The organism is Halobacillus halophilus, from assembly GCF_020171985.1.
Classification (GTDB): Bacteria; Bacillota; Bacilli; order Bacillales; family Halobacillaceae; genus Halobacillus; species Halobacillus halophilus_A.
On the sequence record NZ_JAIVAL010000003.1, the window covers coordinates 156,203 to 180,761 of the forward strand.

The 24,559-nt window shown below is 42.6% G+C and carries 32 protein-coding genes; 8 read left to right on the forward strand and 24 right to left on the reverse strand.

The window, feature by feature from the left end; all coding sequences use genetic code 11:
* Window positions 1-19: 19 nt before the first annotated feature.
* The 16 genes from LCM11_RS07655 to LCM11_RS07730 all read right to left on the reverse strand — a co-directional run bounded on the left by LCM11_RS07655 (window position 20) and on the right by LCM11_RS07730 (window position 10,803).
* On the reverse strand, window positions 20-427 hold the full coding sequence (locus LCM11_RS07655) for a hypothetical protein (protein WP_224893657.1): 408 nt from the start codon (window positions 425-427) through the stop codon (window positions 20-22).
* A 76-nt stretch (window positions 428-503) separates the two neighbouring features.
* On the reverse strand, window positions 504-941 hold the full coding sequence (locus tag LCM11_RS07660; RefSeq protein WP_224893658.1) for a GNAT family N-acetyltransferase: 438 nt from the start codon (window positions 939-941) through the stop codon (window positions 504-506).
* A 48-nt stretch (window positions 942-989) separates the two neighbouring features.
* Window positions 990-2,009, reverse strand: a complete 1,020-nt coding sequence (locus LCM11_RS07665) for a serine hydrolase domain-containing protein (RefSeq protein WP_224893659.1) — start codon at window positions 2,007-2,009, stop codon at window positions 990-992.
* 222 nt (window positions 2,010-2,231) lie between these two features.
* Window positions 2,232-2,459 carry a helix-hairpin-helix domain-containing protein gene (locus LCM11_RS07670; RefSeq protein WP_224893830.1) on the reverse strand — a complete coding sequence of 76 codons (228 nt, stop codon included), beginning with the start codon at window positions 2,457-2,459 and terminating at the stop codon, window positions 2,232-2,234.
* 23 nt (window positions 2,460-2,482) lie between these two features.
* Complete coding sequence (locus LCM11_RS07675) at window positions 2,483-2,638, reverse strand: hypothetical protein (protein WP_224893660.1); 156 nt, start codon at window positions 2,636-2,638, stop codon at window positions 2,483-2,485.
* A 66-nt stretch (window positions 2,639-2,704) separates the two neighbouring features.
* Window positions 2,705-3,220, reverse strand: a complete 516-nt coding sequence (locus LCM11_RS07680; RefSeq protein WP_224893661.1) for a GyrI-like domain-containing protein — start codon at window positions 3,218-3,220, stop codon at window positions 2,705-2,707.
* Window positions 3,221-3,347: 127 nt separating this feature from the next.
* On the reverse strand, window positions 3,348-3,788 hold the full coding sequence (locus LCM11_RS07685) for a pyridoxamine 5'-phosphate oxidase family protein (RefSeq protein WP_224893662.1): 441 nt from the start codon (window positions 3,786-3,788) through the stop codon (window positions 3,348-3,350).
* A gap of 269 nt (window positions 3,789-4,057) precedes the next feature.
* Complete coding sequence (locus tag LCM11_RS07690; protein ID WP_224893663.1) at window positions 4,058-4,870, reverse strand: urease accessory protein UreD; 813 nt, start codon at window positions 4,868-4,870, stop codon at window positions 4,058-4,060.
* Window positions 4,867-5,481, reverse strand: coding sequence for an urease accessory protein UreG (gene ureG, locus LCM11_RS07695; protein WP_224893664.1), 615 nt, complete (start codon window positions 5,479-5,481; stop codon window positions 4,867-4,869). Before ureG ends, LCM11_RS07690 begins: the two co-directional genes overlap by 4 nt.
* A gap of 33 nt (window positions 5,482-5,514) precedes the next feature.
* Entirely contained in the window at window positions 5,515-6,201 is a 687-nt protein-coding gene (locus LCM11_RS07700; RefSeq protein WP_224893665.1) for an urease accessory protein UreF, read from the reverse strand.
* Entirely contained in the window at window positions 6,194-6,640 is a 447-nt protein-coding gene (gene ureE / locus LCM11_RS07705; RefSeq protein ID WP_224893666.1) for an urease accessory protein UreE, read from the reverse strand. The genes LCM11_RS07700 and ureE overlap by 8 nt, the downstream gene beginning before the upstream one ends.
* A gap of 10 nt (window positions 6,641-6,650) precedes the next feature.
* Entirely contained in the window at window positions 6,651-8,360 is a 1,710-nt protein-coding gene (gene ureC / locus LCM11_RS07710) for an urease subunit alpha (protein WP_224893667.1), read from the reverse strand.
* Entirely contained in the window at window positions 8,357-8,668 is a 312-nt protein-coding gene (locus LCM11_RS07715; protein WP_224893668.1) for an urease subunit beta, read from the reverse strand. The genes ureC and LCM11_RS07715 overlap by 4 nt, the downstream gene beginning before the upstream one ends.
* 15 nt (window positions 8,669-8,683) lie before the next feature.
* Window positions 8,684-8,986, reverse strand: coding sequence for an urease subunit gamma (locus tag LCM11_RS07720; RefSeq protein ID WP_224893669.1), 303 nt, complete (start codon window positions 8,984-8,986; stop codon window positions 8,684-8,686).
* 34 nt (window positions 8,987-9,020) lie between these two features.
* Window positions 9,021-9,263: a hypothetical protein gene (locus tag LCM11_RS07725; protein ID WP_224893670.1), complete on the reverse strand. Its 243-nt coding sequence runs from the start codon at window positions 9,261-9,263 to the stop codon at window positions 9,021-9,023.
* Window positions 9,235-10,803: a sodium:solute symporter family protein gene (locus LCM11_RS07730; protein WP_224893671.1), complete on the reverse strand. Its 1,569-nt coding sequence runs from the start codon at window positions 10,801-10,803 to the stop codon at window positions 9,235-9,237. The genes LCM11_RS07725 and LCM11_RS07730 overlap by 29 nt, the downstream gene beginning before the upstream one ends.
* 270 nt (window positions 10,804-11,073) lie before the next feature.
* Here LCM11_RS07730 and LCM11_RS07735 point away from each other — a divergent pair, with 270 nt between their 5' ends.
* The 4 genes from LCM11_RS07735 (at window position 11,074) to LCM11_RS07750 (ending at window position 15,632) form a co-directional block, all read left to right on the forward strand.
* Window positions 11,074-12,141, forward strand: coding sequence for a FecCD family ABC transporter permease (locus tag LCM11_RS07735; RefSeq protein ID WP_224893672.1), 1,068 nt, complete (start codon window positions 11,074-11,076; stop codon window positions 12,139-12,141).
* Between the two features lie 14 nt (window positions 12,142-12,155).
* Complete coding sequence (locus tag LCM11_RS07740) at window positions 12,156-12,959, forward strand: heme ABC transporter ATP-binding protein (RefSeq protein WP_224893673.1); 804 nt, start codon at window positions 12,156-12,158, stop codon at window positions 12,957-12,959.
* A complete protein-coding gene (locus tag LCM11_RS07745; RefSeq protein ID WP_224893674.1) occupies window positions 12,946-13,917 on the forward strand; it encodes an ABC transporter substrate-binding protein in 972 nt (323 codons plus the stop codon). Before LCM11_RS07740 ends, LCM11_RS07745 begins: the two co-directional genes overlap by 14 nt.
* A 473-nt stretch (window positions 13,918-14,390) precedes the next feature.
* Window positions 14,391-15,632 (forward strand): MFS transporter, encoded by a 1,242-nt coding sequence (locus LCM11_RS07750; RefSeq protein WP_224893675.1) that lies wholly within the window; start codon window positions 14,391-14,393, stop codon window positions 15,630-15,632.
* Here the strand turns inward: LCM11_RS07750 and LCM11_RS07755 are convergent.
* The 6 genes from LCM11_RS07755 to LCM11_RS07780 all read right to left on the reverse strand — a co-directional run bounded on the left by LCM11_RS07755 (window position 15,567) and on the right by LCM11_RS07780 (window position 19,038).
* Window positions 15,567-16,379 carry a helix-turn-helix transcriptional regulator gene (locus LCM11_RS07755; protein WP_224893676.1) on the reverse strand — a complete coding sequence of 271 codons (813 nt, stop codon included), beginning with the start codon at window positions 16,377-16,379 and terminating at the stop codon, window positions 15,567-15,569. The genes LCM11_RS07750 and LCM11_RS07755 overlap by 66 nt on opposite strands.
* Before the next feature lie 90 nt (window positions 16,380-16,469).
* On the reverse strand, window positions 16,470-16,997 hold the full coding sequence (locus LCM11_RS07760; protein WP_224893677.1) for a GNAT family N-acetyltransferase: 528 nt from the start codon (window positions 16,995-16,997) through the stop codon (window positions 16,470-16,472).
* A gap of 61 nt (window positions 16,998-17,058) precedes the next feature.
* Entirely contained in the window at window positions 17,059-17,346 is a 288-nt protein-coding gene (locus LCM11_RS07765; RefSeq protein ID WP_224893678.1) for a hypothetical protein, read from the reverse strand.
* Window positions 17,347-17,503: 157 nt separating this feature from the next.
* Window positions 17,504-17,662 carry a hypothetical protein gene (locus LCM11_RS07770; protein WP_224893679.1) on the reverse strand — a complete coding sequence of 53 codons (159 nt, stop codon included), beginning with the start codon at window positions 17,660-17,662 and terminating at the stop codon, window positions 17,504-17,506.
* A gap of 27 nt (window positions 17,663-17,689) precedes the next feature.
* Window positions 17,690-18,229: a GNAT family N-acetyltransferase gene (locus tag LCM11_RS07775; protein ID WP_224893680.1), complete on the reverse strand. Its 540-nt coding sequence runs from the start codon at window positions 18,227-18,229 to the stop codon at window positions 17,690-17,692.
* Window positions 18,230-18,252: 23 nt separating this feature from the next.
* A complete protein-coding gene (locus LCM11_RS07780; RefSeq protein ID WP_224893681.1) occupies window positions 18,253-19,038 on the reverse strand; it encodes a nucleotidyltransferase domain-containing protein in 786 nt (261 codons plus the stop codon).
* 209 nt (window positions 19,039-19,247) lie between these two features.
* On the opposite strand from LCM11_RS07780, the gene LCM11_RS07785 reads away from it, so the two are divergent.
* From LCM11_RS07785 to LCM11_RS07795, 3 genes are all read left to right on the forward strand, one after another.
* Window positions 19,248-19,739, forward strand: a complete 492-nt coding sequence (locus tag LCM11_RS07785; RefSeq protein WP_224893682.1) for a ferritin — start codon at window positions 19,248-19,250, stop codon at window positions 19,737-19,739.
* Window positions 19,740-19,796: 57 nt separating this feature from the next.
* Window positions 19,797-20,309, forward strand: a complete 513-nt coding sequence (locus LCM11_RS07790) for a ferritin family protein (protein WP_224893683.1) — start codon at window positions 19,797-19,799, stop codon at window positions 20,307-20,309.
* A 170-nt stretch (window positions 20,310-20,479) separates the two neighbouring features.
* A complete protein-coding gene (locus LCM11_RS07795; protein ID WP_224893684.1) occupies window positions 20,480-20,791 on the forward strand; it encodes a hypothetical protein in 312 nt (103 codons plus the stop codon).
* Between the two features lie 125 nt (window positions 20,792-20,916).
* Here LCM11_RS07795 and LCM11_RS07800 read toward each other — a convergent pair whose 3' ends face one another.
* Together LCM11_RS07800 and LCM11_RS07805 are read right to left on the reverse strand one after the other, a co-directional pair.
* Complete coding sequence (locus LCM11_RS07800; protein ID WP_224893685.1) at window positions 20,917-21,705, reverse strand: class I SAM-dependent methyltransferase; 789 nt, start codon at window positions 21,703-21,705, stop codon at window positions 20,917-20,919.
* 69 nt (window positions 21,706-21,774) lie between these two features.
* Complete coding sequence (locus LCM11_RS07805; protein WP_224893686.1) at window positions 21,775-22,482, reverse strand: polysaccharide deacetylase family protein; 708 nt, start codon at window positions 22,480-22,482, stop codon at window positions 21,775-21,777.
* A 241-nt stretch (window positions 22,483-22,723) separates the two neighbouring features.
* Between LCM11_RS07805 and LCM11_RS07810 the strand changes: the two genes are divergently transcribed.
* Window positions 22,724-23,959 (forward strand): M20 family metallo-hydrolase, encoded by a 1,236-nt coding sequence (locus LCM11_RS07810; RefSeq protein WP_224893687.1) that lies wholly within the window; start codon window positions 22,724-22,726, stop codon window positions 23,957-23,959.
* Window positions 23,960-24,559: the final 600 nt, after the last annotated feature.

Below are 24,559 nucleotides of genomic sequence, written 5' to 3' on the forward strand. Positions count from 1 at the left end.
AATACTTACTTCATTTTTTTCAATCAAAAGAAATAGAAAGCCCCACAACTTGATCCGAATAAACCATCATCTCACTCATAGATGTCTTTACTTCAGGATTAGCCAAAGGCTGGATGGTAACATCTTTCAAGTGAATGGGAGCAGAAACGTTGTATGCATCCAACTCACCTGAAAGTTCCCCCATCTCTTCATCAAATTGAGCGAGTCCGTATTCCATGAAAGTCCGGTTCGTCTCTTCCGCTTGAAACAAATTAATTGAGCCTTCTATCATGGCGGTTTGAGTATGCAAAAACAGTTTTCCTTCTGCGTTTGTAATGCGATCTTCCGTAATCAATCCTTTGGCGTGTTGATCTTTGAGGTCTGCTAGATGTGTTGTCATAGCTTTTTTATAATCCAGGGCTTGTTTGAAGTTTTTCAACTTTCCCATAAAGTGTTCCTCCTCTAAATGAATAGAATAATCATCTTTCTGAATTCAATAGGATCGTCATCGGCTGTTTCGCCCATTAGGTTAATGATTTCTTAAAAACATAACTGACTTTATCATACTCCAGCTTATCCCTATAAAACCTGTGTGCATCAGAACGCTGTAACCCAGATGATAAAGCCACACTCTCAAAACCATTTTCTTTTCCCCACGTATGTACATAAGAAAGCAGTTTTTCGCCATAACCTCTCGAACGCTCGTTTTGATCTGTAACTAGGTCACAAACCCAGACAAACCTTCCGTAATATAGAGTCGTCATCGGCTTAACCCCCGTGACAGCCACGACCTTCTCACCTTCCATTAAAGCAAACATCCTGTACCGATCGACTTCTCTGGCCTCTAATACTAATTCCAGGTATGTGTTTTCATCTAGATGAGTTCGCAATTGCTTCATAACAGGAAATCCCTGCATGATTTCATCTTTAGTGATAAGCTCTTTTACAGTCACTGTATCCATTTTCAATAATCAGCCTTTCCAAAGTATTTGACCATCTTCCAATGCCTTTTACGAGATTAAATATCCTTCAATGGCTTTCGTTAGTTTGAATGGTTCCGCTTCTACATTAGACGGGATCACAATCTTTAGATCCAGATTTGGGTAAATAGAGGATCTAAAGCTGACTCCGGGATCATACCCCATTATGTGGTATTTGTGTACATGGTTATTTTTCTGGTTCATGTAGATTCCATAACCATAATAGACTTCTCCATTTATCTGAACATGAGGATAGAGTAACTTTCGGGTCGTCTCTTCATTTAAAAGCTGATAATCAAATAATGCCTCCCATAGCTTCATCATGTCCGGAGCTGTTACAAAAACTCCTCCATCAGATCCTCCCTTTTTAGGAAGAGAATAAATATTCGTTCTCCACGTGTTCTCTTTATGGTTATCAATATATCCTGCCGCTGTATTGCTAGGAAGCTGATCTAACGAAAAATACCCCGATTCATCCATATCACACTTATGAAAAACTTCGGATTCTATATATTCTGTAAAACGCCTTCCCGTTTGTTCCTCAATAATCAGCCCTAAAAGGATGTATCCGGCATTGTTATAATGGAATCTTTCTCCAGGGGTGAATTTCATTGGCTCTTCCTGAAATAAAGGTAGAAAATCGTTAAGAGAATGGATTTGGTACACCGGGAAGGTCTGCCACAGGTCTTCATAATCCTTCATGACCTCTTCATCAAAGTAATCAGGTATGCCGGAAGTATGAGTTAACAAATGGTGAATCGTGATTGCTTTATCAAAATGAGGCAAGTGTACACTCAAACAATCAGCCAGACGAGTATTGAAATCCAATAGTCCTTCTTCTACTAATTGACTAATTCCGATAGCCGTAAATAACTTGCAGCCAGAAGCTATCCCGAAACGAGTGCTGGAAGTGTTCAGCCGTTCCTCCGCCCGGTCTGCATACCCAAAGGATAAATCCGATAATATACGCTCACCCTGTTTTACATATACGACTCCTGAGAAGTTCATTTCATCGCTTATGTTCGTGATGAGTTGGTCCAATTCTTTCATATTCTTCTCCCCCGTTAATGTATAAATCAATACCATTTTCAATGTCTGTCTTTGCAAAAGATTTCCCATCAAACTTCATATATACATACTCTCCCTTCACTCCTATAAATTCATCGCTTAGGTCACCGGGTTATGAAACAATTAACATCAGAAATGATTATTGAACAGTAATTATTCATACCATGCCTTTACAGGTCGATCCTCAGGGAAGCCATAAAGTTCTCAATATTCCTTTCTTTCTTCTGTAAAATCAAACCACTGCTTACGGCTATCAGGATGGTTCGCATAGTTAATCACACAGCGAATTTGATCTTCCACACAACTATCCGTCCATACGCCGAGCTGTTTTTCTAATTGGTCAAAAAGTTCAGCAGCGTTCTTATCCTTAATTTCCGCTAATTCATAAATATCCAGCTTAAAAACTAATTTCTCAGCTAACTGAAAGCCAATAGAAGGAACCGTTTGAAATTCAGCTAGCCTTTTAAAGCTGCTGCTCTTGTAAGTGGAATGGTTAACATGCTAGCTAATTGTTCCGTAGTAAAATGATGGATATCGCTTACTTTAACTTTAGATTTCCTAAGGAGTGACTTTTCCTCTTTTGTTAGTGGTAACTTAGTCGTTGCCCCCAAACAACTCTCCCCCTTTACTATTCAAAAAGTAATAGTTTCCTTTTTACACATACAACGACGTAAGCTTCAGCATTCCTTTAATCTATTTGTTCTAGAAACAAAGGATCGTATAGGAACCCATACTTCTTCCACAGCTTCAGGGTCATTAGGATGATAGTCTTCCGTGAGACGCTCAAAGTGCTCCCGATCATCCAATTCGTAGGACGAAGATGGCAGCCACTCTTCAAATATGTATTGTAAAGTCCGGTTGAAACCACTTGCCGGCCCGTGATGAAAGAACATGGCATACAACCCTCCCCTGAATAAATAAGTTTCCATATCTGCTGCTTCTTCATCCTCATGCTGAGAGACCTCAACAGCCGCCCACTTCACAAAAGTAGTGGAAGCATTAAATTGCTCAGGATCAAAAGGCTGATCGAAAACTTTTACATTGTACAACAGATCATCCACACGATCGGGAATGGAATGACGGTGTGGCATAAAACTTTTCCAAAGCTTTTGTGAGAAATCCTCTTCTAAAGACATCCGCATAGATTTTCCTATCAGTTTCTTTTCCTCTACAAGAATAATAGCTGGATTCATCCTACTCTCCTCCGTCATTCATAAAAATCATGCTCATCCTATTCTTCAGTGAATTCGTTAAAGGCTTCACTAGTACTTCTTCCATTTCAGAACCAATAATCCCTTCTACTGATCAACTGTCCATTACTTAGTAACTCGACTTATAAGATTGATCTCTTACCACGACCGTTTCAGGCACAAACTTTATTAATATATTCCGATCATCTAAATCCTGGAACATGGGATCCCATTCTTCCTGATCCGGTCCCACATAACGTTCAAGTAAACGGTGGGCCACTCCTCTGTCAAACGGCTCCACCGTCGCATGACCTCTAAACCCGGCATGCAGAACTTTTCCAGTAACAGGGTCGAAATCTACGATCCCGATGGCACACTCCGGATTTTCTTCAATTCTTTTCGGAAAACTGTCGGACGGTGTTCCAATGATATAAATACATTCATCTTCCCAGTAAAACCAGACGGGAGATTCTCTCGGCCCTTCCTTAGCTACAGTGGAAAGGTGAGCAAATAAAGGTTTTTTTAGAAATTCATCCAGATCAAAGGTTCTATCTCCAGGAATAATGTTCATGTTCGTTCATCCTTTCGATTTTTGTAAATTCACTATGACCTTTACTATATTCCATAACCATTATTTCAAAGTAAATCGACTAACTCAATTGCTATAGACAATAGTTTCCAAGGATGGCTGGAGCCTGTTTCAGACAGCATGTTCCCTTGTATAGTGCTTTATCATCAATCTCGTAATGTAGTACAGGAAATCATAACATTAGAAAACCAAGATAGCATGAAGCAGCCATCTTGGTCTTATGATTCTTAGTACACTGATACTATTCCCTGCTAATACTTTCTCCAGGAGATCTCCCCTTTATCTAATAATTCTCCCCTTGCAAAAGTATGAATATGGGAAATGATTCTCTCAATCGTTTGGGTGCGGTCACTTAGAATACGAACGACAATCCCTCCGTCTTCCATGTCAGAGATTCCGAGTCGTACATCCGGAAATGACTCATACACATTCTCATATAACCGTTCAGCAAGCTCCCGAGTAGCATTAGGGTGGAAGAGTACGAAAGAACCCACATGCGTGTGGCCCTCTAACTGCAGGACGCCTTCCAGCTCCTCATCTGGTTCCAGAAGAAGGTGATCAAATAAGACAAGTTTTCCATTCTGGTAAACTTTCAACTTATTTCTCACCCAGTCGTAGCGGAAGTTCACTCCGTCCTCTGACCAGCCGGGAGTAATGATATCGCTGTAGAAAAAGACGGCATCAGACTCCAATTCAATCGTCGTATTCTGGATAAAGCGGGCTCCTTCATACAAGATCAAAGGATCCAGAAAATATTCTAGAACACTATCAGCCGCCAGTTGAATGTTCGTATGCTGCTCTACTGGTCGCGAAGGAGTTTTATACACCTTAGTGGAAGCTTGACTGGTAACCGCCAACTCCGCTCCTTCTCCCAGTGTAATAGTTGACTCATATGTATCCCCATCGACGTATCCACCACCAACGTGGATCAGGTAGACAGACAGGGAATCATCATCAAGACGAACGGGTCGCGTAAACTTAAAGGCTCCTTCATAATAACCATGAATCTTCGTTCTCGCATGGCGCTTCTTCGCCTCAAGACTTAGAAGGCCTGTTTCCCTCATGATTTTAATCCTGTAAGAAAGGCATTAGATTTGATCCACTCAATCACTTCATCCAAACCGTCCTGAGTCTTTAAATTTGTAAAAACAAACGGTTTTTCTCCTCTCGCTTTGATGGTATCTTCCCGCATCACATCCAAATCTGCTCCGACATAAGGAGCAAGATCGGTCTTATTAACCACAAATAAATCCGATTTAATCATCCCCTGTCCATTTTTCCTCGGAATTTTCTCTCCCTGGGCCACATCAATAATATAGATGGAGAAATCCACTAGTTCTGGACTGAAGGTAGCGGCTAAGTTATCGCCTCCACTTTCCACAAAGATCAAATCGAGATCATTGTGCCGCTCCTTCAATTCATCAATAGCTGAGAAATTCATCGAAGCGTCTTCCCGGATTGCCGTATGAGGACAACCACCTGTTTCGACCCCAATTACGCGATCGTCCTCTAACACTCCATTTTTCAAAAGAAACATCGCATCTTCTTTTGTGTAAATATCGTTAGTAATGACCGCCATACTCAGTTCATCTTTAAGCTCCCTGGTAATTCTCTCCACTAGCATCGTTTTCCCAGCCCCGACAGGGCCACCCACTCCAATACAAATCGGTTCCATCTATTCCACTCCTCTAGTTTGATAAGATTTCAATTAAGACATGAACAGGCGGACATTTAACCGCTCATGGTGCATCTGTGCGATTTCAAGACCCGGACTTCCCGCTCCTAAATCATCAGGGCAAAGCCCCATAATAGACTCAACTGCTACTATCACATAAGGCTGCAGGTCGAGCAGGATCTTCTGCCCGGCTGTCTGCCCGATCGGAATTCCACGGACCGCATTTTGCACAAGCGAAGACAGGTTCGTGAATAAAAACGTCTCCAGTGCTGATTCTTTAGGGATCCCCAGCGAATGATAAACAGCCGCGAGGACAACAGCAGGATGACCATATGCTTGCTTTTTCTTAATCCAGGACAAGTATTCACTCAAATCAGGCGATGGATATAATTCCATGCACAGTTTGGCCAGACGTTCACCCATTTTCCGATTTCCTTCTCTCGTTTCCCGTGCCACACAAGTAGCGAACAACACGTGATCGATGTCCAAAAGACCTTCAGGACTGTCTCTTTCCATACTTTCATACGCCAAACGGCAGGCAAGTCCATCGTTGAAAACTAACTGCTTTTTTAAAAAAACGAGCAGCGCTTGCTTAAAACTCTCCGTTCCCGTCACCACATCCTCTTGAATATACGTTTCAAATCCAAATGAATGAGAAAAGGCCCCCGAGGGAAACTGTGAATCACTAAGCTGCAAGAGAGGCATTAGTCCATTAGTCATGATGATGTCCAATGTAACGGAATGGCTGCGGCACCTTTCTATTTTCTCGCTTATGCGGCACGCCTAAGTCCAGCAGCAATTCCTCAATCAAATAATCGTATTGAACGATCATATCCTCCCCTACAAACTGAGCAGGTAAATGCCGGTTTCCGAGCTGATGCGCGGTATCCCCCATTTGCTGCATGGTGGTTGGACTGATGACTAATACATCATCTTTTTTCACTGAAATGACGACCATATTTTTTTCATCCATATATAATACGTCTCCATCGGACAGTTCTTCATTTTTAGACAATCTGACCCCGATTTCATTTCCATGGTCTGTTTTCATACGCTGAATTCTTTTGACCAGCTGCTCGCTGTCCAGGTACACGTATTCAATATGGGGAGCCCGCTTTTCCAGAGTAGCTACGTTACCAACTACATTTTCAATAATCATTTTCCTCACCTCAAAATAAGAAATATCGTTGTGCTAATGGTACGGTTTCGGCAGGTTCACAATCGATTACCTGTCCATCTACTTTCACCACATAGGTTTGTGGGTCGACTTCGATCTTTGGTGTGCCTCCATTATGGATCATCGATCGTTTTGTTAGGTTTCGCACACCGGAAATCGGACGCACTTGCTTTTTTAATCCCAGTTTATCATGCAGCTCATTCTCATAAGCTTTGTTTGATATAAACGTGATCGATGTACGGTCTTTCGCTTGGCCGTGAGAACCGAACATTTCCCGGTAAAAAACAGGCTGGGGTGTAGGGATGCTGGCATTCGGATCGCCCATCAAGCTGTGAGCGATGATCCCGCCTTTAATGATGAGCTCTGGTTTTACACCAAAAAATTTCGGGTCCCATAGGACGAGATCAGCCAGTTTCCCACCTTCCACGGATCCAACATAATCGGATATGCCGTGGGTAATCGCCGGATTAATGGTGTATTTAGCAATATATCGTTTGGCCCTGAAGTTGTCCTTCGTTTCGTGATCTCCTTCTAATGAGCCCCGTTGTTTTTTCATTTTATCGGCCGTCTGCCACGTACGAATAATGACTTCCCCCACACGACCCATGGCCTGTGAATCAGACGAGATCATACTGAATACTCCGAGATCATGGAGGATGTCTTCAGCTGCAATCGTTTCTTTACGAATACGCGAATCGGCAAAAGCGATATCTTCCGGCACACTTGGATCCAGATGGTGACAAACCATCAGCATATCCAGGTGCTCTTCAAGCGTATTCACTGTATATGGCCTCGTTGGATTCGTGGAAGAAGGAAGGATATTTGGATAACTCGCCGCTTCAATAATATCTGGAGCGTGCCCTCCCCCTGCGCCTTCCGTGTGATACGTATGAATCACACGGTCGTTAATGGCTTCAAGCGTATGCTCAACAAATCCGCCTTCATTCAACGTATCGGTATGTATCGCGACTTGAACATCGAATCGATCTGCCACCCGTAAACACGTATCTATTGATGAAGCAGTCGTTCCCCAGTCTTCATGAAGCTTCAAGCCTACAGCCCCGGCTTCCACTTGTTCTTCAATGGCTTTTTCACTGGACGTATTCCCTTTTCCTAAAAACCCTAGATTCATCGGATATTCATCTGCTGCTTCAAGCATTCGATGGATATTCCATGGACCCGGGGTACAAGTCGTTGCTTTCGTTCCAGTCGCCGGGCCGGTGCCTCCTCCGATCATCGTTGTGATTCCGGAAGACAGGGCCGTTTCAATTTGCTGCGGTGATACAAAATGAATATGAGCATCAATACCGCCTGCTGTAACGATCATCCCTTCAGCAGCTACGACTTCCGTAGATGCTCCAATGATGATATCGACGTTATCCATTAATAAAGGATTACCTGCTTTTCCAATGGTGGAAATCCAACCTTCTTTTACACCGATATCAGCTTTAATAATGCCGGAGTGATCCAGAATGAGCGCATTTGTTATCACAAGATCTACAGCCTCTTCGCTTTCAGCCAAAGGATGCTGCCCCATACCGTCGCGGATCACTTTACCGCCGCCAAACTTTACTTCATCTCCATACGTCGTATAATCCTTTTCCACTTCAATGAATAAGTCCGTATCCGCTAAGCGGACTGCATCTCCAGTCGTCGGACCGAACATATCAGCATATTGCTTTCGTGACATCTCAAAACTCATAGCTCGACCCTCCCGTTCAGCTGATTATTCAAACCATAGATCTTCCTTTCACCGGAAAACGCTACAAGCTCTATCTCTTTTTCATCACCTGGTTCAAAACGGACAGCTGTCCCCGCTGGAATGTTTAAGTGCCTGCCTTTTGCCTGTTCCCGGTCAAATTGCAGGTAGGGATTCACTTCAAAAAAATGAAAGTGGGATCCAATTTGGACTGGACGATCTCCTCGATTTAATACGTTCACTTTAACGGTTTCTTTCCCTTCATTACATAAGATCGGATCTTTCCGTAACACAAATTCTCCTGGTACCATCCTTCAGCCTCCTTATCATCGAATAGGGTCATGAATCGTCACGAGCTTTACGCCATCTGGAAAAGTTGCTTCCACTTGAATATCAGGAAGCATTTCCGGAATCCCTTCCAGGACATCTTCTTGCTCAAGAATGGTTGCGCCAAACTGCATTAATTCCGCAACGGACTTCCCATCCCTTGCTCCTTCCACCACTTCGTAAGTAATGATAGCCACCGCTTCAGGATAATTAAGCTGCAATCCCCTTTCCTGACGTCTTCTTGCCAGGTCAGCAGCCGTGACCACCATGAGCTTTTCCATCTCTCTCGATGTTAATTTCACACAGTCACCTCCCCTCTTTCCACCGAATGTGTTCTTACGGCTGGCCGTCTTCACCTTTCATATATTCCACTACAGGTCGAAAGGCAATATACAACCCTGCAATGATCAACCAGCTAAACGATAAATACGTCCATCCTTTGAAAAATTCCAGGCTGTAGTTATACCCTGTGATGAACATGATCCCCGGAAAAGCGACAATAAATAATGCCGTCAATCCGAACGCCCACCTTCTGCATAGTTTCGCGTCTTTATCTAGCTGATGCTCGTTTTCCTTCATAAACGACTTCCTCCTCTGTTGTTTCGTCGTCATGTTCATCATCATCAAAGCTTCTGAACTTATCTTGCAGGGAGTCAAAATCAAACTCCTGATTCGCTATTAAAGCATGTCCAATCGAAATCGTTCCACTAACAATGAAGACGGTAATGTTCCCGAAAAACATCGATTGAAGTTCTCCCAGTGTACTCACACTAATTTCTCCATAAAGAAGGTTAGCTGACGTCAGCCAAGCCGTGACCCCGGTGATGAGGCCTGCGGATGCTCCGTAGAACGTTCCAGCGTTGGTAGCCTTTTTCCAGAGAAGCCCCAGCGTGACAGGGATTACGGCTCCACTCACGAATATTCCCATGGCCATATAAACCCAGCCTAAACCAATTCCGACTTTAAACAGCAAGATGGAAAGGACACCCATCATTAAACCGAATCCTAACGTTACACGGCGGGACACATACAAAAGACGTCCACTGCTCGCTTTAGGATTAATCGACTTCCGGTAAATATCGGTCACAATAATATTCGTGATCGCTGTTAGTTCAGCAGCTCCCGTAGACATAACAGCCATAAATAACATAGCTAGAAACAAGATCGAACCAACGCCGCCCAGCAAGTGGGCAGCCATTTCCGGTGCCACAGAGTCAGGGCTTCCAACCGTGATCCCAAGACCGGCCGCACTTACTCCAAGAAAAGTTGCAATTGCAAATGGAATCGAAAACCATGAAATTCCACCATATATGTATGCTCGTGATGCTGCGCTGTCTTTACTGGCAATGGCCCGCTGCCAATATGCCTGGTCAACGAATACCGCACCAAAGTTTCCTATGATGTTAATCATTCCAAAGAACAGACCGGGTACAGAAGCCATTGTAAGCATGGAATTGGAAGACGGCATATTTTTCAGCCCTTCATAGATAGGATCAATTCCAAATTTGACATAAACGACGGTTGCAAAAATAGCCAGGATCGTAAAAATCATGACGGTATTGAAGTAATCAGCAATGAAAGAGGCTTTCAGTCCACCAATCATGGTGTAAATCGTGAAGGTGAGCGGAATCAGAAAAGCGGCTACGTAAATGTTCATCCCCGTGAGAGAATTCAGGGCAATCGCTCCACCAAGAACGACCATCGACGTTACGAGGATATTCGTCATTAAAGCAAATCCCATAATTAAACGGTGGTTTTTCTTATCGAAGCGCTGTCCAATAAACTCCAGGAACGTGTGAGCGTTAGGTGCCCGCTTTTTCAAGTGAATCGCCACAATTGCAAACAGCAGCACCTGAATACAAGCACCTGCAGCATACCAATAAGGACCACTGATCCCGTATTGATACCCTGTCGAAGACGACATCATTAATGTCGCTGCCCAGGTCCATGCCGCAATAATAGAAGCACTCGCTAATCCAACCCCTACACTTCTTCCTGCCGTACTGAATTGCTCGGCAGTCATCGCTTGTTTCCTTCTTCGCTGCAGCACAAACGTTATAAGAGTAAAGAACAATCCAAAAACCAACAACAGAACATAGCCAACATAAGATGGTAACAATAGGCACCCTCCAAATATTTGTAATATGCAGAATAATATATCATATTCTGACAATTAATCAACATTAAATGTAAGGAAACCTGACATGCAGAGAATTTAGTAAGCGTTACCAATTCTGAACCTCTGCTATTTTGCTACTTAATAGAAAAATAAAGAAAATAATGTATGAATACCACCTTTATGTTATAATTCCTCACATGAACACAGACAACCTATCTTTAAAGAGACTCACGCATCTCTTAAAAATCTATTTCGGTTTAAGGAGATAAAATGGACACACACATCACAAAACAACCTAAGGGATTAAAAGAAACCAAACCTATCCTGATCATTTTCTTTTTATTCCTATTCACAATCGCGACCGTGATCCTTGCGATAGGAATGGGGCCCGTTTCTGTCCCCGCAGCCACGACGTCAAAAATTCTTCTGAGTAAGCTTCCCTATCTCTCCAATCTGGTGGAAAGTGGCTGGACACAGTTGGATGAGAACATTATATGGGGTTTGCGGCTTCCAAGAGTTTTACTGGGCTTAATTGTCGGAGCTTCCTTATCAGTTACCGGAGTGACCTTGCAGGCTCTGGTGCGAAATCATTTGGCTGATCCATTTATTCTCGGAGTATCTTCAGGAGCGTCCGCAACAGCTACATTAGGTATGTTATTCGGCACGTTCTCCTTCCTTGGTACGTATTCACTGTCCATCAGCGCCTTTTTAGGAGCAGCGTTTGTCATCATAGTCGTTTATGCTCTCTCAAGAGTGAACGGGAAGATTAATATGACGCAATTGTTATTATCAGGAGTGGCTATCGGCCTGATTATGGAATCGATCACAAAGCTGATCACATTAAGCGCCCCGAATGCATTAGGTTTACATAACGCTACATTCTGGATGGCCGGCAGCCTGGCCGGAGCTAAATGGGAGTATTTAACGCTTCCGCTGCTTGCCATGATCATATGCATGACCATTTTATTAATCAATTATCGTGCCCTTAACGCACTATTGGCTGGAGATGAAGCAGCCGGGGCTCTAGGGTTTAATGTGAATATCCTGCAAACGATGCTTGTATTAATTGCATCACTGTTGGCCGGCGTGACGATTGCCGTAAGCGGTTCGATCGGGTTTGTCGGGTTAATGGTTCCTCACATCACCCGGCTGCTGGTAGGATCCGACCATAAAAAAGTACTGCCCGTAAGCGCCTTTTTAGGAGGAATATTAGTCGTATGGACCGATGTGGCTGCCCGATTAATCATTGCCCCCGAAGAATTGCCGATCGGGGTCTTAACAGCCATCATTGGAGGTCCATTTTTCATTTGGCTATTAAAAAGAAATGCCAGAAAATAAAAGGGGAGAAAATTATGAATCTACATGTAGAGAATCTCAGTTTCTCTTATAACGAGCACACGATCCTAAACGATATTTCGATGAAGGTGGCCAGCGGAGAATTTGTTGGAATCATTGGACCAAATGGCTGCGGCAAATCTACCTTATTAAAAAACTTATATCGTTCCCTGACTCCAGACACAGGTTCTATTTATTTAGATCATAAAGGCTATAAAGATTTAAAAGTTAAGGAATTAGCGAGGAAACTAGGTGTCATCGGACAGGACAACACACTCCCTTTCGACTTTGCTGTCAATGACATCGTGGCCATGGGAAGAAGCCCCCACAAAAAGCTTTTTCAAGGCGACACCAAAGAAGATATGGAAATTATCCAAAATGCTCTTGAAAAAGTGGATATGCACACAATGGCGGACAAGAATTACTTATATCTCTCCGGCGGGGAAAAACAGCGTGTCCTACTGGCAAGAGTCTTGTCCCAGCAGACCGACTTTCTCATATTAGATGAACCTACCAACCATCTGGACATTCATCACCAACTGAGAATATTTGATGTAATTAAGGGATTGGGGGCAACGGTACTTTCCGCTATTCACGACCTCAACATCGCGGCCCTGTATTGTGACCGAATTTACGTAATGAAGAATGGATCCATTTATAAGTCAGGCACTCCAGAAGAGATCTTAACGACTGATCTTATTCAGGAAGTATTCACTATTAAAACCGATGTAAGAATCCATCCGGTAACCAAAAAAGTAATGATTACATACTTACCAGAAAGCATCCTCAATAAAGGAGAGAATAACATTGAAGAAGATTAAATGGTGGATATGGTTTTTCGTCGGGCTCATAAGTTTAGGTCTAGCAGGATGTGAATCCTCAAGCGGTAAAGCTCAGACCGACGATACCTCTAAATCAGGAAAGACACTCCAAATTGACAACTACGAAAGAGAGCTATCCATCTCTGAAAAGCCGAACAAGGTATTAACGCTTGGCCCCAATACGACCGAACTATTTATAGCCTTAGGCCTTGACGACTACGTTATCGGAAACAGCCTGGACAATCACAGCCGAGGAGCTTTACCAAAATATGAAGAAGCCTATAAACAAATCCCGGAATTAACGTATGGATCTGCTACGAGAGAAGCGGTATTAACGAGTGGCGCCGACTTCATATATGGAATAGAATGGGAGTTCGGCAAAGAAGCTCTCAACCTTGAAGAATTGAAAGACTATGGTATGACCACTTATGTAAATCAAGCTGAAACATTAGATGAAATGTACAAGGAAATTCTGGATATAGGGAAAATTTTTGAAGTAGAAGACCGAGCAGAAGATTTCGTGGCAGACCAAAAAAATAGAATTGCATCTATAAAAGAACAAGTTCAAGAGCAGAAATCTGTGGATGTACTCGTTTACGATAGCGGCGGTGAGGGAGTTTTCACGGCTGGAGGTACCAACTTTGAAACATTACTGATTGAATCAGCCGGCGGCAGGAATATTTTCGACGATATATCGGACAAGCAATGGGCAACCGTTAGTTATGAAGAGGTCGTAGCCAGAGACCCAGACGTCATTTTGATTCACGATTATGACGCACCTTCAGTTGAGCGGAAAATAGAAGATATTAAGAATCATCCTGTTCTATCTAAGCTTGAGAGTGTACAAAAGGAAAATTTTATTACTATTTCATTAGAAAGTGTTCTACCCGGCAACCGAATGGCTTACTCCGTTGAAACTCTAGCAGAAGGTTTCTATTCTGATTTGGTAGGTGAATAAGTCAGCCGTTATCTCTACGGAATATTATTCTACGTCTAACACCGATTTCTTTAAAATAATATATAACTTAAATTAAAAGGTACGGGTGAGATAATTCTCCCGTATCTTTTATTGAACATAAGGTTCTGTTATACTTCCTTGTTGATTTTAAGATAAAACTTCCGTTTGTTGAAGACTTGATTTCGAGAGACACTTAGGTTGATAGGACAGTCCTACGGGGGATAATTTCGCTTTCCGGCCCTGCACGACGCAGGTAAGCGAGTTGTTTCTGAAGCCATCCTTCCTCTATATTAAGTAACGGACCCAAGGTATCTCGAAACTGAGACCCGGCCCTATTGCGTAATAAGCCTTTTATGAAAAATCAATACTAAACTATAACAGAGCCAAACTTAAAAATATTGGCATATTATTCACCAATAATCGAAAAGACCCTGCACACCTAACCTCTTACAATAAAGATAAGAGGTGATCAAATGTATAAAAACATATGGTTCAACAAGAACATCAGATACTACTTATTAGCCGGCGGAATCTCCCGACTGGGAGACAATCTTTCCGGTATGGCATTTTTGTTCCTTGCATACGACTTAACAAAGTCCAGCTTATATACAACCATTATGGCGATCGCAGAAACCGCGCCTTATCTTTTGTTTGGCTTGATTGGAGGAGTGATAGCGGACTGGCTCCCAAAGAAAAAACTACTAATCTATCTGGATCTGGTGCGAGTCCCTATCGTCCTGTCCATCGTTGGCTTATATTACTTTGAAGCCCTATCGTATGTTTTTCTACTAATCGTGAGCTTCCTGATCCAAAGTATCGGCTGCTTTTTCAATCCAGCACACCGATCCGTCTTACCTTCCATAACAAGGGAGAAGGAACGGACCAGCGCCAACAGTCTGAACGATACGTTGACCCGGGGCGTTACGGTCCTGACGCCGGTTTTAACCGTCTGGTTGCTGCATTCCTTTGGAGCGGTGCACTTGTTTACAATCGATGCCCTTACCTACGGACTTAGCGCAATCCTGATCGCACGCCTACAATGGAAGGAAACCAATATTCCTATCGTAAAGAAATCAATAAAATCGATATTCCGCGCCATTCTGGAGTTTATGGACTGGGCAAAGAACCACTCGACCATTAAAAAGCTGTTTATTTTCACGTTTATAACGGTTTTCTTCAACACCTGGGTATGGGAAGTCGGATTATTGCTCGCTTTAACCGACATGACTTCGAAGAGCGAGGAGCTCTACAGCATTCTGCAAGGAGTATTTGGCGGCATCGTCATCTTAACAAATCTGGTCCTGCCCTATTTTATAAAAGCAATGAATCTGCGTATTTACCTTGTGGGTGCCATTCTATGGGGGCTGGGGATAGCCTATTATGGTGCCTTCTACGGAATTCAGCACTTCTTCATAGGGGTAGCCATCGTCGGGATCGGACTCCCTATCGCTAGTTTAGCGAGGGTTTACCTGCTTCAGACCCTGGTTCCTGAAGAAAAAATGGGCCGTGCCTTTAGCACCAATGCGGTCCTTCTATACTTTTCGAACACGATTTCTTTAGGGATCTATGGTTTGTTAGTCAGTTTTATTTCTATACAAACGTTAATGCTTGGGAGTGGTCTGATTATTCTCCTTGTAAGCATCGGAGCCCTAATTTTTCATACCGTGAATACGTCGAAACTCAGAGGGAGTCTTCCGATAAACCTTTTTAAATAAATGATTATAGGAAGCTACACTCTTAAACCCGTGGTGTAGAGAAATGGAAATAATTGGACGCTGGGTATATAAAAGCGGGTACTGACTGCGAAACAGCCGGTACATCTGGAGCCAGGAATACGGCGACAGTCCCGTCTCTTCTTTATAAAGGTGAGCAAGCTGATACTTGTTCATCCTGGCTGTAGCAGCCATCTGATCGAGCGTCCAGTCTTCCTCATAGCTTTGCTTCAGCGCATCCATCACGACTTCAATGCTGTCCTTACTTTTAAAAGTTGGAAATTCCGTCTGGTGAGAGCCAGGTCCGTATTGCAGCATCATCATAGCAAGTTGAGTTAAACTGTTATCCAGAAACAGCTGATTGATCGATGGACTGGAGGTCTCGTGAAGAGATAGAAAATCCCGCACGAAAGACATCCACTGCTGAATTTGCGGATGGCGAAATGAAAGAAACGAGAATTCAGGTTCCACTTTTTCCAGACCCATTTGTTCCGCCGCCGTATGTAATGCAGCCGGTTGAACTTCAATCAGAAATTTTTCCGTAGCAGCCTGCAGTTGTCTATGGTCATTGGCAGGATTAAAGATAAAAAATTCATTCTGATGAATTTGAATATCCCCCTGAGGCGTCTGATACTGGCTGGTGCCATAAGGAGAAAAGATAATCTTATAGCATGGATCATTTCGCCAATCACGCTCTCCTAATTGTTCACGCCGCTTAAGCAGCAACCCATTCTCATTTTCTAAAATCATACGTAGCTCTCCTTGTGTAGGATCATTATTTACTAAACGATCGTTGTGGTGTGGTCAAATTTCTTACGAATTCCTTCAGCATGGTTCTGATTATTCAACATACTTGTTTTGAAATATGGCCATCATGATGATCCCATGCCACGACCCATTCCTGAATAATTGTTCTTTCTGTTCGCCTTCCCTCTCAAATCCTAGACGTTCATACAGCTTGATGGCTCGCTCGTTAAAAGAAAATACCCTTAGGCTCACTTTATGAAGGTTCAATTCCAGGAAGCTGTATTTCAGCAATTCGTTCATGGCTTCTTTAGCATAACCTTTCCCCCAATATTCTTCATTGCCAAGGTCAATAATGCACTCAGCATTCCTATTCTTATAGTCTAGATTGATTAAAGATACAATCCCGATCGGTTCATCATTTTCTCTATGCTGAATCACATAACTTTTAGAACTTGCCGATTTCATAATCGATAGAATGAAGTTTTCTGTATCCTCCCGTGTATAAACGTCCAGATGAGGACTGGTGTTTTCCATTACAGCAGGATTGCTTCTCCACTTATGGTAAGTATCCGCGTCTTCCTTCGTGACTTTCCTTAGATAAATCCGCTCTGTTGAAAACAACTAATTCCTCCTTATAATTGGCAGGGATGTTTCAGCTCTTAGCGTAATCTTTTATGTAAAATCAGGCAGCCCAATGGAAGCCTAATCTAATTCCGACCGGAATCGACCCCCATGTAATTAGAATCGAAATAAATAAGTAAATTCCAGGTGATTTACTTTTATACACCATCAAACCCAGCAAAGCCCCAAGAAACCATATAGGTAGAATCACAAAAAATTCTGGTGCTACCCAGGTCTTGTCCGTATAGTTCTCAGCAATGGTGCCCCCGGCAAAAAAGGTAGAGATTAGAATAGCCAAGAGCCCGCTGATAATGGTGTTGATCATATATACCGGCTTTATTTTCTTCATTTCATAACCCCTCTTTACTTACGGAAGTTGTTCCCTTGTTCTTCTTCTCCCACTTTCCAGGCTAGTAATAAAACCGAAGCTGTCATAAATAACGGCACTAAAATACTCACTTTCTCCCCTCCTGGTAAAAATCCTTGTGACATTCTAAATTAATCATCTATCGTTTTGAAATCCAGAGTCTACTAAATAGATTCAGGATGATCCATCCTGAAATGCCTCCTAACAATATAGGAAGCACGTGATCAGGACGCCCCAACACAAAATACGTAACGACACAGATCAGCAGGATCACACCGGCCTGACGTATGACATTCATTTCATCCCTCCTATAGCTTCCATCCCATTAACCATGTGGGGCGTTGATTAACCCAAACACATTATGATCCACGTATTCACCATAAAGCAGCTCAGACTTTTCAAGACAGCCCTCTTTTTTAAAGCCCAGCCTCTCTGGAATCGCTAGACTTTTTTCATTTCCAGTTGCAGCTCGTATTTCAATTCTTTTTAAGCCCAGTTCTTGAAAGCAGTAGTCTACGATGGCCTGACAAGCCTGGGTCATCAGTCCTTTTCCTTGAAAGGATTCGCCAAGCCAGTACCCAATTGAAGTCGATCGGTTAGACCAGTCGATGGTATGTAATCCGGCCACTCCGGCGAGCTCTCCTTTATACCAGATCCCGGCCTGGAAACCATCATTGTTACCAAACTGCTTTAATGTGCCCTTTATAAACTCCCTGGAATGTTCAACGGTTTTGGTAGCATCAATCCACGGGAGCCATTGCCTTAGACTCTCTCGAGATGAGTCCGTTAATTGAAACAACTCCTCTGCGTGTCTTTCCTCCAACAAACGGAGTTCCGTATATTCGTCAATCACGTGTTTAAACATCTACAAGCATCCTCTCTAGTCGTTTATGAGGTTAACTCCTCTTCGGCGAAAAATGTTTTGATCATCAATTTCAGCAACATCAGCGTCTGATCTCTTTCCTCAAAAAAAGCTTGAATCCAGTTCACTTCCACATTCAATAGGGACGTCATACGCTTCACCGCTTCTTCGTGGGCAGAGGGGGTAATACATTCGTAAATCTCAAGCATTTTCCCTCTCTTGTCCTGCGGTAAGTAAGCATCGACTGCTTTAAGCCCAAGCCGTGAGCGATCTCGTGCATAACCATACAACATCACATTAGAAAGACTGCTCATCACATATCGCAGCATTTCTTGCGCCCAAACGGCATTCCCTCGTTCTTTCGCTTTCTTATATTGGAATAAAAACCAGGCTGTATCGATGACATAATCCTTAAATTCAGCTTCAGATAGTGTCAATTTATGCTCCGTCTGATACTTATCCATAAGACGATCCGGATCGTACAGAACCGTAAAATAATCTTTATTTTGAAAGGTCTTTTCTGTAACGGTAAATAGATCCACATGAAGCCAGTCGTTGTAAATGGCGATAATCTGAGGAGCTATAATAAAAATGTCATCGTAAAACATGAGCTCCTTATACGCTCTGAGGTGATCCAGTCTGCGTGATAGAAAGTTTTTTTCATCATCTTCTTTTACCAGGCAATACAAATCAATATCGGAGTGCTGATCGTGTTCATTTCGGCCCATCGATCCTTTTAAAAATATGCTTAGAACAGCAGGATCTTCTTTTAAAAGGTTCACGAGTATTTGAACGGCTTTTTCCTGACGCATCCTGATCCCCCCTTTAGGTTTAGTAAAAATAAATATTACGTCATCATATCCTTTTCCACTAAAATTTTCAACACTATTCTAAAAATTCCATATCCATTTCAGTTCAGCCAAGAAACAGGCCCGCGATCGACGACTGGAAGAAATCTATTAATATTGGTTTTAGGAAAAGCATAGGATCATATGTGTTTTATATAAGGGGGGCAGACTTGATGAATGAGGAACTTCAAAGACTATTTAACCGGTTAATTGAAATTGAACACGTATCTACCACTTTGTATCTGGCGATGTCAGCTTATATGGGAAGACAGAACTACACGGGGATGGCAAATTGGCTGCGTCTGCAGTCGAATGAAGAACGGTCTCATTTATTAACATTAATCGATTTCGTGGTAGATAAGAACGGCACGGTTGAACTTACGTCTGTGCCGGCACAGCCAAGTAATTTTGGAACACCTTTAGAAACATTCCAAAAAGTATTGGAACACGAGCAGTTTGTAACGAATTCTTACCGTCAGGCTTATAACTATGCGCTGCAAGTAGATCCTCAGTCAGCCGTTATCATTCAGGATTTTCTCAGAGAACAGATTGATGAAGAAGCGCAAACTCAAACCATAGTGGATCGCCTGACCTTAGCTCAAAATGATCCATCAGCTCTTTTACTTTTAGATCAAGAGCTGGGGCAGAGGCAAGCTGCAGGATAAGTACACGGCACTTTTATAGTTTTCTATTACACGTTCAGGTATGTTAGGGGGGATAAGATGAGCTACACCATTCCAGGAGGTCAGCCGCAGGGAAAACCGATTTTTGTTACCAGTAAGCTCAGGGAAGCTATGGTCGCCGAGTTAACCGCCATTAATGATTATTCCTTCCATATAGCAAATTCGAAAATGAAGGACGTTAATAAAGTCTGGCGAATGATCATGTTAGATGAAAAGAAACATTACGGAATGTTTCTAACCTTGTTACGGAAATACGATCCCGCACAATATCAAGCTTATGTTTATTTCCAAAATACCAAGGAGGGCGTAACGGAGCCCTTGCAACGTTATACCCCTGATTATGATCATCAATTAATCATGAATCTTATACGGAAAGATCTTAAAGGGGAACTGGAAACAGCCGTTCTTTATGATGAATATGCCGAAAAAATTACGTACCCTGATGTTAAACAGGTTTTCGCTTCCATCAGCAGCGATGAAAAGTATCATGTGGAGCATTTAACAAAGCTCCTGCTTCGTTATGATTCCGATCCCTACAATGGTCTTCAATGAAACCTATCCTTCTCTTGAAGGTAGTTTCTTTGTTTCCACGGACAGCTCGAATAATGAAGAATCATAGAAGACAGCAAAGCTCGTACATGCTAAAATAGATAATAATCGTTTATTATAATAGGAACTTTTACGTACTCACAATCGAATTTATTCTGAGGAGGGCCTGAGCAATGGACCGGAAGGAAATCGATGAGCAAGTCATTCACCAGTACAAGCAGGACGAACAGAAGATGATCTTAATTTTTGCTCAATGGTGTGTAAACAACGAATTGGATCCTTTCGAAGTTTATCGGAAAGCTTATCCAAATCAGACAGCCAATACAGCTTTGGAAGATGCCGCCGAATTAACACTCCCTCCATCCGAAGCTCACCAGATCTCTGTAGAAACTTTATTAGAAATATTATCTTTATTTGGTAATGACGACCTGGCCTTTGTAGTTAATGAGGAATGGAGTCAACTTGAAAAGAAAAATACTAAATAACCGCTGCTTAAAGAACGACTTGCCTAACCCAGACAATTAGTATGGATAGGAAAATTATGCAGCTCATTCTTACAAAAGGCTCCGTCGATTTCCGACGGAGCCTTTTCTATTTTGAAATAAAAGATCTACAAAGCTTCCCCATTCAATTTCATGGCTCTGGTAGCCATGAACGTTTTAATATGCTTGTCTATGATTCTGGTACCGCCAAAATCATCTTCATAAAAACCGGTTAACACAAACCCGGCATCCATCTGCCCCTGAATCTGGTCTTCCAGCGTATGGGCATATTCGATGGTTTGACCTGAATCGATATACTCCTGAACTTCCGCTTCAGCCAGATAGTCCAACGTGGACGAAGGAATGGAGTGCTTCACGTCAAGAATCCCTTTTCTCTCCTGGTTATCATCAAAAATCCATAATAAAGGATTGGTAAAGCCGGCAATTAATATTCCCTTATGCTTCAATACTCTTGATACCTCACGCCATACTACATGAATATCTTTTACAAACAAGTTAGACACAGGGTTCACGATCATATCAAACTGTTCATCCTCAAATTCACTAAGGTCCGACATGTCCCCCTGCACCGTTTTAAGAATTAATCCATCTCGTTCAGCTACCTTTTCATCCTGTTCCAGCTGCTTTGGGGATAGATCCATAACCGTTACCTCTGCTCCTGCCGCAGCCAATACCGGTGCCTGCTGACCTCCTCCTGAAGCTAAACAGAGAATTTTCAACCCTGTCATTGAATCTGGAAACCAATTTCTTGGCACCGATTTTTCCGTCGTGACTGTAATTTCCCAATCCCCTGCTTTACTTTTTTCTATCACATCACGGCTTACAGATTGGGTGTATCTGGAACCTTCCTCCACCTTCTTATCCCAGGCGCTGCTGTTTTGCTGTGTAGTATCCATCGTATTTCCTCCCTGAACTGTTAATAGTACTTGATTACTAATGGAAGTATTAGTTATCGCTTAGTTGAACTAATTTTCTTGTACCTTCTGAAGCTCGTTGACGGTTACAAATTTATAACCTTTATTCAATAACGAGTCTATGATCCCTTCAAGGGCTATAATGTCTTCACCAGTTTTGTCATACATGGGATGCAATAAAATGATTGAACCAGGCGTAACCTTTTCCTTAACGTATTCCATCTTATCATCAGGATCGGTAAATAAAGTATCTGGTTCAATGTTCCAGGTTATCGTGTCTTTATTATGCTTGGACAAATAATAAGGCAGGGCTGCAATCTTCTTTCCATTTGGGGGACGAAAGTCTATTTCCCCTTTATAACCAATGTTGCGAATGAGCTCGTCTGTTTTTTCTATTTCTTTTTGGATAAAAGATGGTGACTTAAAAATCATACGCTGGTGAGAATAAGAATGATTTCCGATTTGATGACCCTCTTTTACGATTTTCTTCGCTTCTTCATGATTGCTCTCTATTTCATTCCCTATTAGAAAAAAAGTAGCTTTGATATCTTTTTCATTCAACAATGCGAGAATGTGATCTGCATTTTCCGTTGGGCCATCATCAAAAGTTAAGGCCACTACTTTCTGGTTCGTTTCCACTTTATAGGTTAATCCCCCGAACAATTGAAACGTTCTTGAATTCATCAATTTATAAGTACCAAATAACAATAGGAAAACGATCAAAGTGGCTGTAGCAATAAATGTTATTTTCTTTTTCATACAGTAATTACTCCTTGGAAGTTTTAATCCTCTCTTATTTTACTACAGTATCGGGAAATCCTTTTCGTTTTTTTATATTCTGTCTTACGTTGTCGTTAAAAAGGTTACATATCCTCCATTCGTCCATCTGCCACAACTATGTTCAACATTCCATCACGATCAAGAAGCTTTTAACATTTTGTTAATTGTCAGACAATTACAGGCTTGATATAGTAAATAGCAATATGAGGAGGGGAAAATTGTGGAGATTAATGGAAGCAGGTTTGCAGAGCACATCCATTCATTAGCTAAGATCGGAAAAATTGGAGAAACAGGGGTTTGCCGATTAGCCCATTCAAAAGAAGATCGTCAGGCCGTCGATGTTGTGAAAGGCTGGATGGAAGAAGCCGGATTAGAAACTCGCATCGATTGTTTTGGTAACCTGGTTGGTCGATTAGAAGGAAAAGATCAAGACAAACCGATCCTTATGCTTGGTTCTCATATTGACTCCCAGCCCTATGGCGGTCGTTTTGATGGTACCGCCGGAGCGCTTGGGGGCATTGAGGTGGTACATACGTTGAAAGATAAAGGAATTGTTCCGAACCGCACGATCGAAGTGGTCTGTTTTTCCGATGAAGAGGGCTCAAGGTTTAACAAGGGCGTCTTCGGTGTCCGCGGCTTGATCGGACAATTGGAAGAAGGCGAGCTCAAGCGTACGGATAAAAATGGAGTGACGAGATTAGAAGCATTGCGCGAGTTCGGCGTGGAACCGGACGTGACGCAAAGTCCTGTCTATCAGCCGGGTGATATTGAAGCGTTCCTTGAATTGCATATTGAACAAGGGCCTGTGCTGGAAGCCGACAACAAGCCGGTAGGCATCGTCTCCGCTATTTCCGGTCCGATCTGGCTGACGGTCACCCTCGAAGGTTTTGCAGGTCATGCCGGCTCTGTACCCATGCACCTGAGGCAGGACGCCTTCCTTGGAGCCGCCACCATCACGAAGGAATTTAATGAACTTGTACGGAACGAAGGGACACCTAACACGGTTGGAACCGTCGGCAGTATCCAGAACTTCCCTAACTCCCGGAACATTATTTCGGAAAAAGTCGAGTTCACGATTGATCTAAGAGACATCGATATCGAAGCTCGAAACAATCTGGAACAGAAACTTTATCAAATTATTGAACAAACAGCGGCCGATCTCAACTTGGAATACTCCGTGACAGAAGATACGAAGAGCGAACCGCGTTACTGTGCGGACTGGATCAAGGATATTATGAAGCAGGAAGATGAAAAACTCGGCTTCCAATCTCCCGTGCTGATGAGCGGCCCTTTTCACGATGCCCTCTTCATGTCCTACATCAGTGATTATGGCATGATTTTCGTTCGTTGTGAAAAAGGAATCAGCCACAACCCGCTCGAGTATGCGGAAATGGAAGATCTTCAAAAAGGCGTAGAACTGCTCTACCATACGGCAGTAAAAATCGCTCAGTCCTAAAGGTAATCCATTTTTTATGTACGCAGCACTCTATATGGAACATCTGATAAAGGGGGGATTGGACAAAATGTCTAATTTGCCCTTTATTAAAGCGGTGTGGAGGAATTAACACCACAGGTAAAGATAGCAAAAGAATTACAGCTCATCTTATATAGAAAGCTCAAAATTAATTTAAACTAAAGCTCCCTTTTGTTGAAGACTTGATTTCGAGATATCGGGTTATGAGGACGGCCCTCCGGGGGACGAATGAGAGGGTCGAAATTACTCAAAAACGTATCAGCTTTACGAGGTGGCATTTAAAAGCAGATAATTTGGCTTAATCGCCTGGTATATAAGCATTCGATCCAGTTGATGGAAGCCAAGAACTTCTCTTTTCGAAGAGGCCGTTTCCCTTATTACGTGGGACTGGTGGGGAAATGGCGAGACTCCCATGGGAGAAGGAACTAGGTGAGATCCCGCAGCGAGTGAAACGAGCGAGGAAGCTCACCGTTCCCCCATAGGAAAGCGAGTTATTTCCCCACCACCCCCTGACCTTATAACGTAACGGCCCTTAAATATCTCGAAACTCAGTCTTCAACTAATCGGCCCTATTGCGTAAGA

Coding starts and splice junctions, on each gene's coding strand:
- LCM11_RS07795 (WP_224893684.1), top strand. CDS start 20,480: ATGGACCGGAAGGAAATCGATGAGCAAGTCATTCACCAGTACAAGCAG.
- LCM11_RS07770 (WP_224893679.1), bottom strand. CDS start 17,662: ATGAATGTCATACGTCAGGCCGGTGTGATCCTGCTGATCTGTGTCGTT.
- LCM11_RS07680 (WP_224893661.1), bottom strand. CDS start 3,220: ATGAATCCAGCTATTATTCTTGTAGAGGAAAAGAAACTGATAGGAAAA.
- LCM11_RS07765 (WP_224893678.1), bottom strand. CDS start 17,346: ATGAAGAAAATAAAGCCGGTATATATGATCAACACCATTATCAGCGGG.
- LCM11_RS07755 (WP_224893676.1), bottom strand. CDS start 16,379: ATGATTTTAGAAAATGAGAATGGGTTGCTGCTTAAGCGGCGTGAACAA.
- ureC (WP_224893667.1), bottom strand. CDS start 8,360: ATGAGTTTTGAGATGTCACGAAAGCAATATGCTGATATGTTCGGTCCG.
- LCM11_RS07800 (WP_224893685.1), bottom strand. CDS start 21,705: ATGGATACTACACAGCAAAACAGCAGCGCCTGGGATAAGAAGGTGGAG.
- LCM11_RS07805 (WP_224893686.1), bottom strand. CDS start 22,482: ATGAAAAAGAAAATAACATTTATTGCTACAGCCACTTTGATCGTTTTC.
- ureG (WP_224893664.1), bottom strand. CDS start 5,481: ATGGAACCGATTTGTATTGGAGTGGGTGGCCCTGTCGGGGCTGGGAAA.
- LCM11_RS07700 (WP_224893665.1), bottom strand. CDS start 6,201: ATGACTAATGGACTAATGCCTCTCTTGCAGCTTAGTGATTCACAGTTT.
- LCM11_RS07750 (WP_224893675.1), top strand. CDS start 14,391: ATGTATAAAAACATATGGTTCAACAAGAACATCAGATACTACTTATTA.
- LCM11_RS07690 (WP_224893663.1), bottom strand. CDS start 4,870: ATGAGGGAAACAGGCCTTCTAAGTCTTGAGGCGAAGAAGCGCCATGCG.
- ureE (WP_224893666.1), bottom strand. CDS start 6,640: ATGATTATTGAAAATGTAGTTGGTAACGTAGCTACTCTGGAAAAGCGG.
- LCM11_RS07655 (WP_224893657.1), bottom strand. CDS start 427: ATGGGAAAGTTGAAAAACTTCAAACAAGCCCTGGATTATAAAAAAGCT.
- LCM11_RS07715 (WP_224893668.1), bottom strand. CDS start 8,668: ATGGTACCAGGAGAATTTGTGTTACGGAAAGATCCGATCTTATGTAAT.
- LCM11_RS07685 (WP_224893662.1), bottom strand. CDS start 3,788: ATGAACATTATTCCTGGAGATAGAACCTTTGATCTGGATGAATTTCTA.
- LCM11_RS07660 (WP_224893658.1), bottom strand. CDS start 941: ATGGATACAGTGACTGTAAAAGAGCTTATCACTAAAGATGAAATCATG.
- LCM11_RS07780 (WP_224893681.1), bottom strand. CDS start 19,038: ATGCGTCAGGAAAAAGCCGTTCAAATACTCGTGAACCTTTTAAAAGAA.
- LCM11_RS07785 (WP_224893682.1), top strand. CDS start 19,248: ATGAATGAGGAACTTCAAAGACTATTTAACCGGTTAATTGAAATTGAA.
- LCM11_RS07725 (WP_224893670.1), bottom strand. CDS start 9,263: ATGAAGGAAAACGAGCATCAGCTAGATAAAGACGCGAAACTATGCAGA.
- LCM11_RS07790 (WP_224893683.1), top strand. CDS start 19,797: ATGAGCTACACCATTCCAGGAGGTCAGCCGCAGGGAAAACCGATTTTT.
- LCM11_RS07665 (WP_224893659.1), bottom strand. CDS start 2,009: ATGAAAGAATTGGACCAACTCATCACGAACATAAGCGATGAAATGAAC.
- LCM11_RS07775 (WP_224893680.1), bottom strand. CDS start 18,229: ATGTTTAAACACGTGATTGACGAATATACGGAACTCCGTTTGTTGGAG.
- LCM11_RS07740 (WP_224893673.1), top strand. CDS start 12,156: ATGAATCTACATGTAGAGAATCTCAGTTTCTCTTATAACGAGCACACG.
- LCM11_RS07735 (WP_224893672.1), top strand. CDS start 11,074: ATGGACACACACATCACAAAACAACCTAAGGGATTAAAAGAAACCAAA.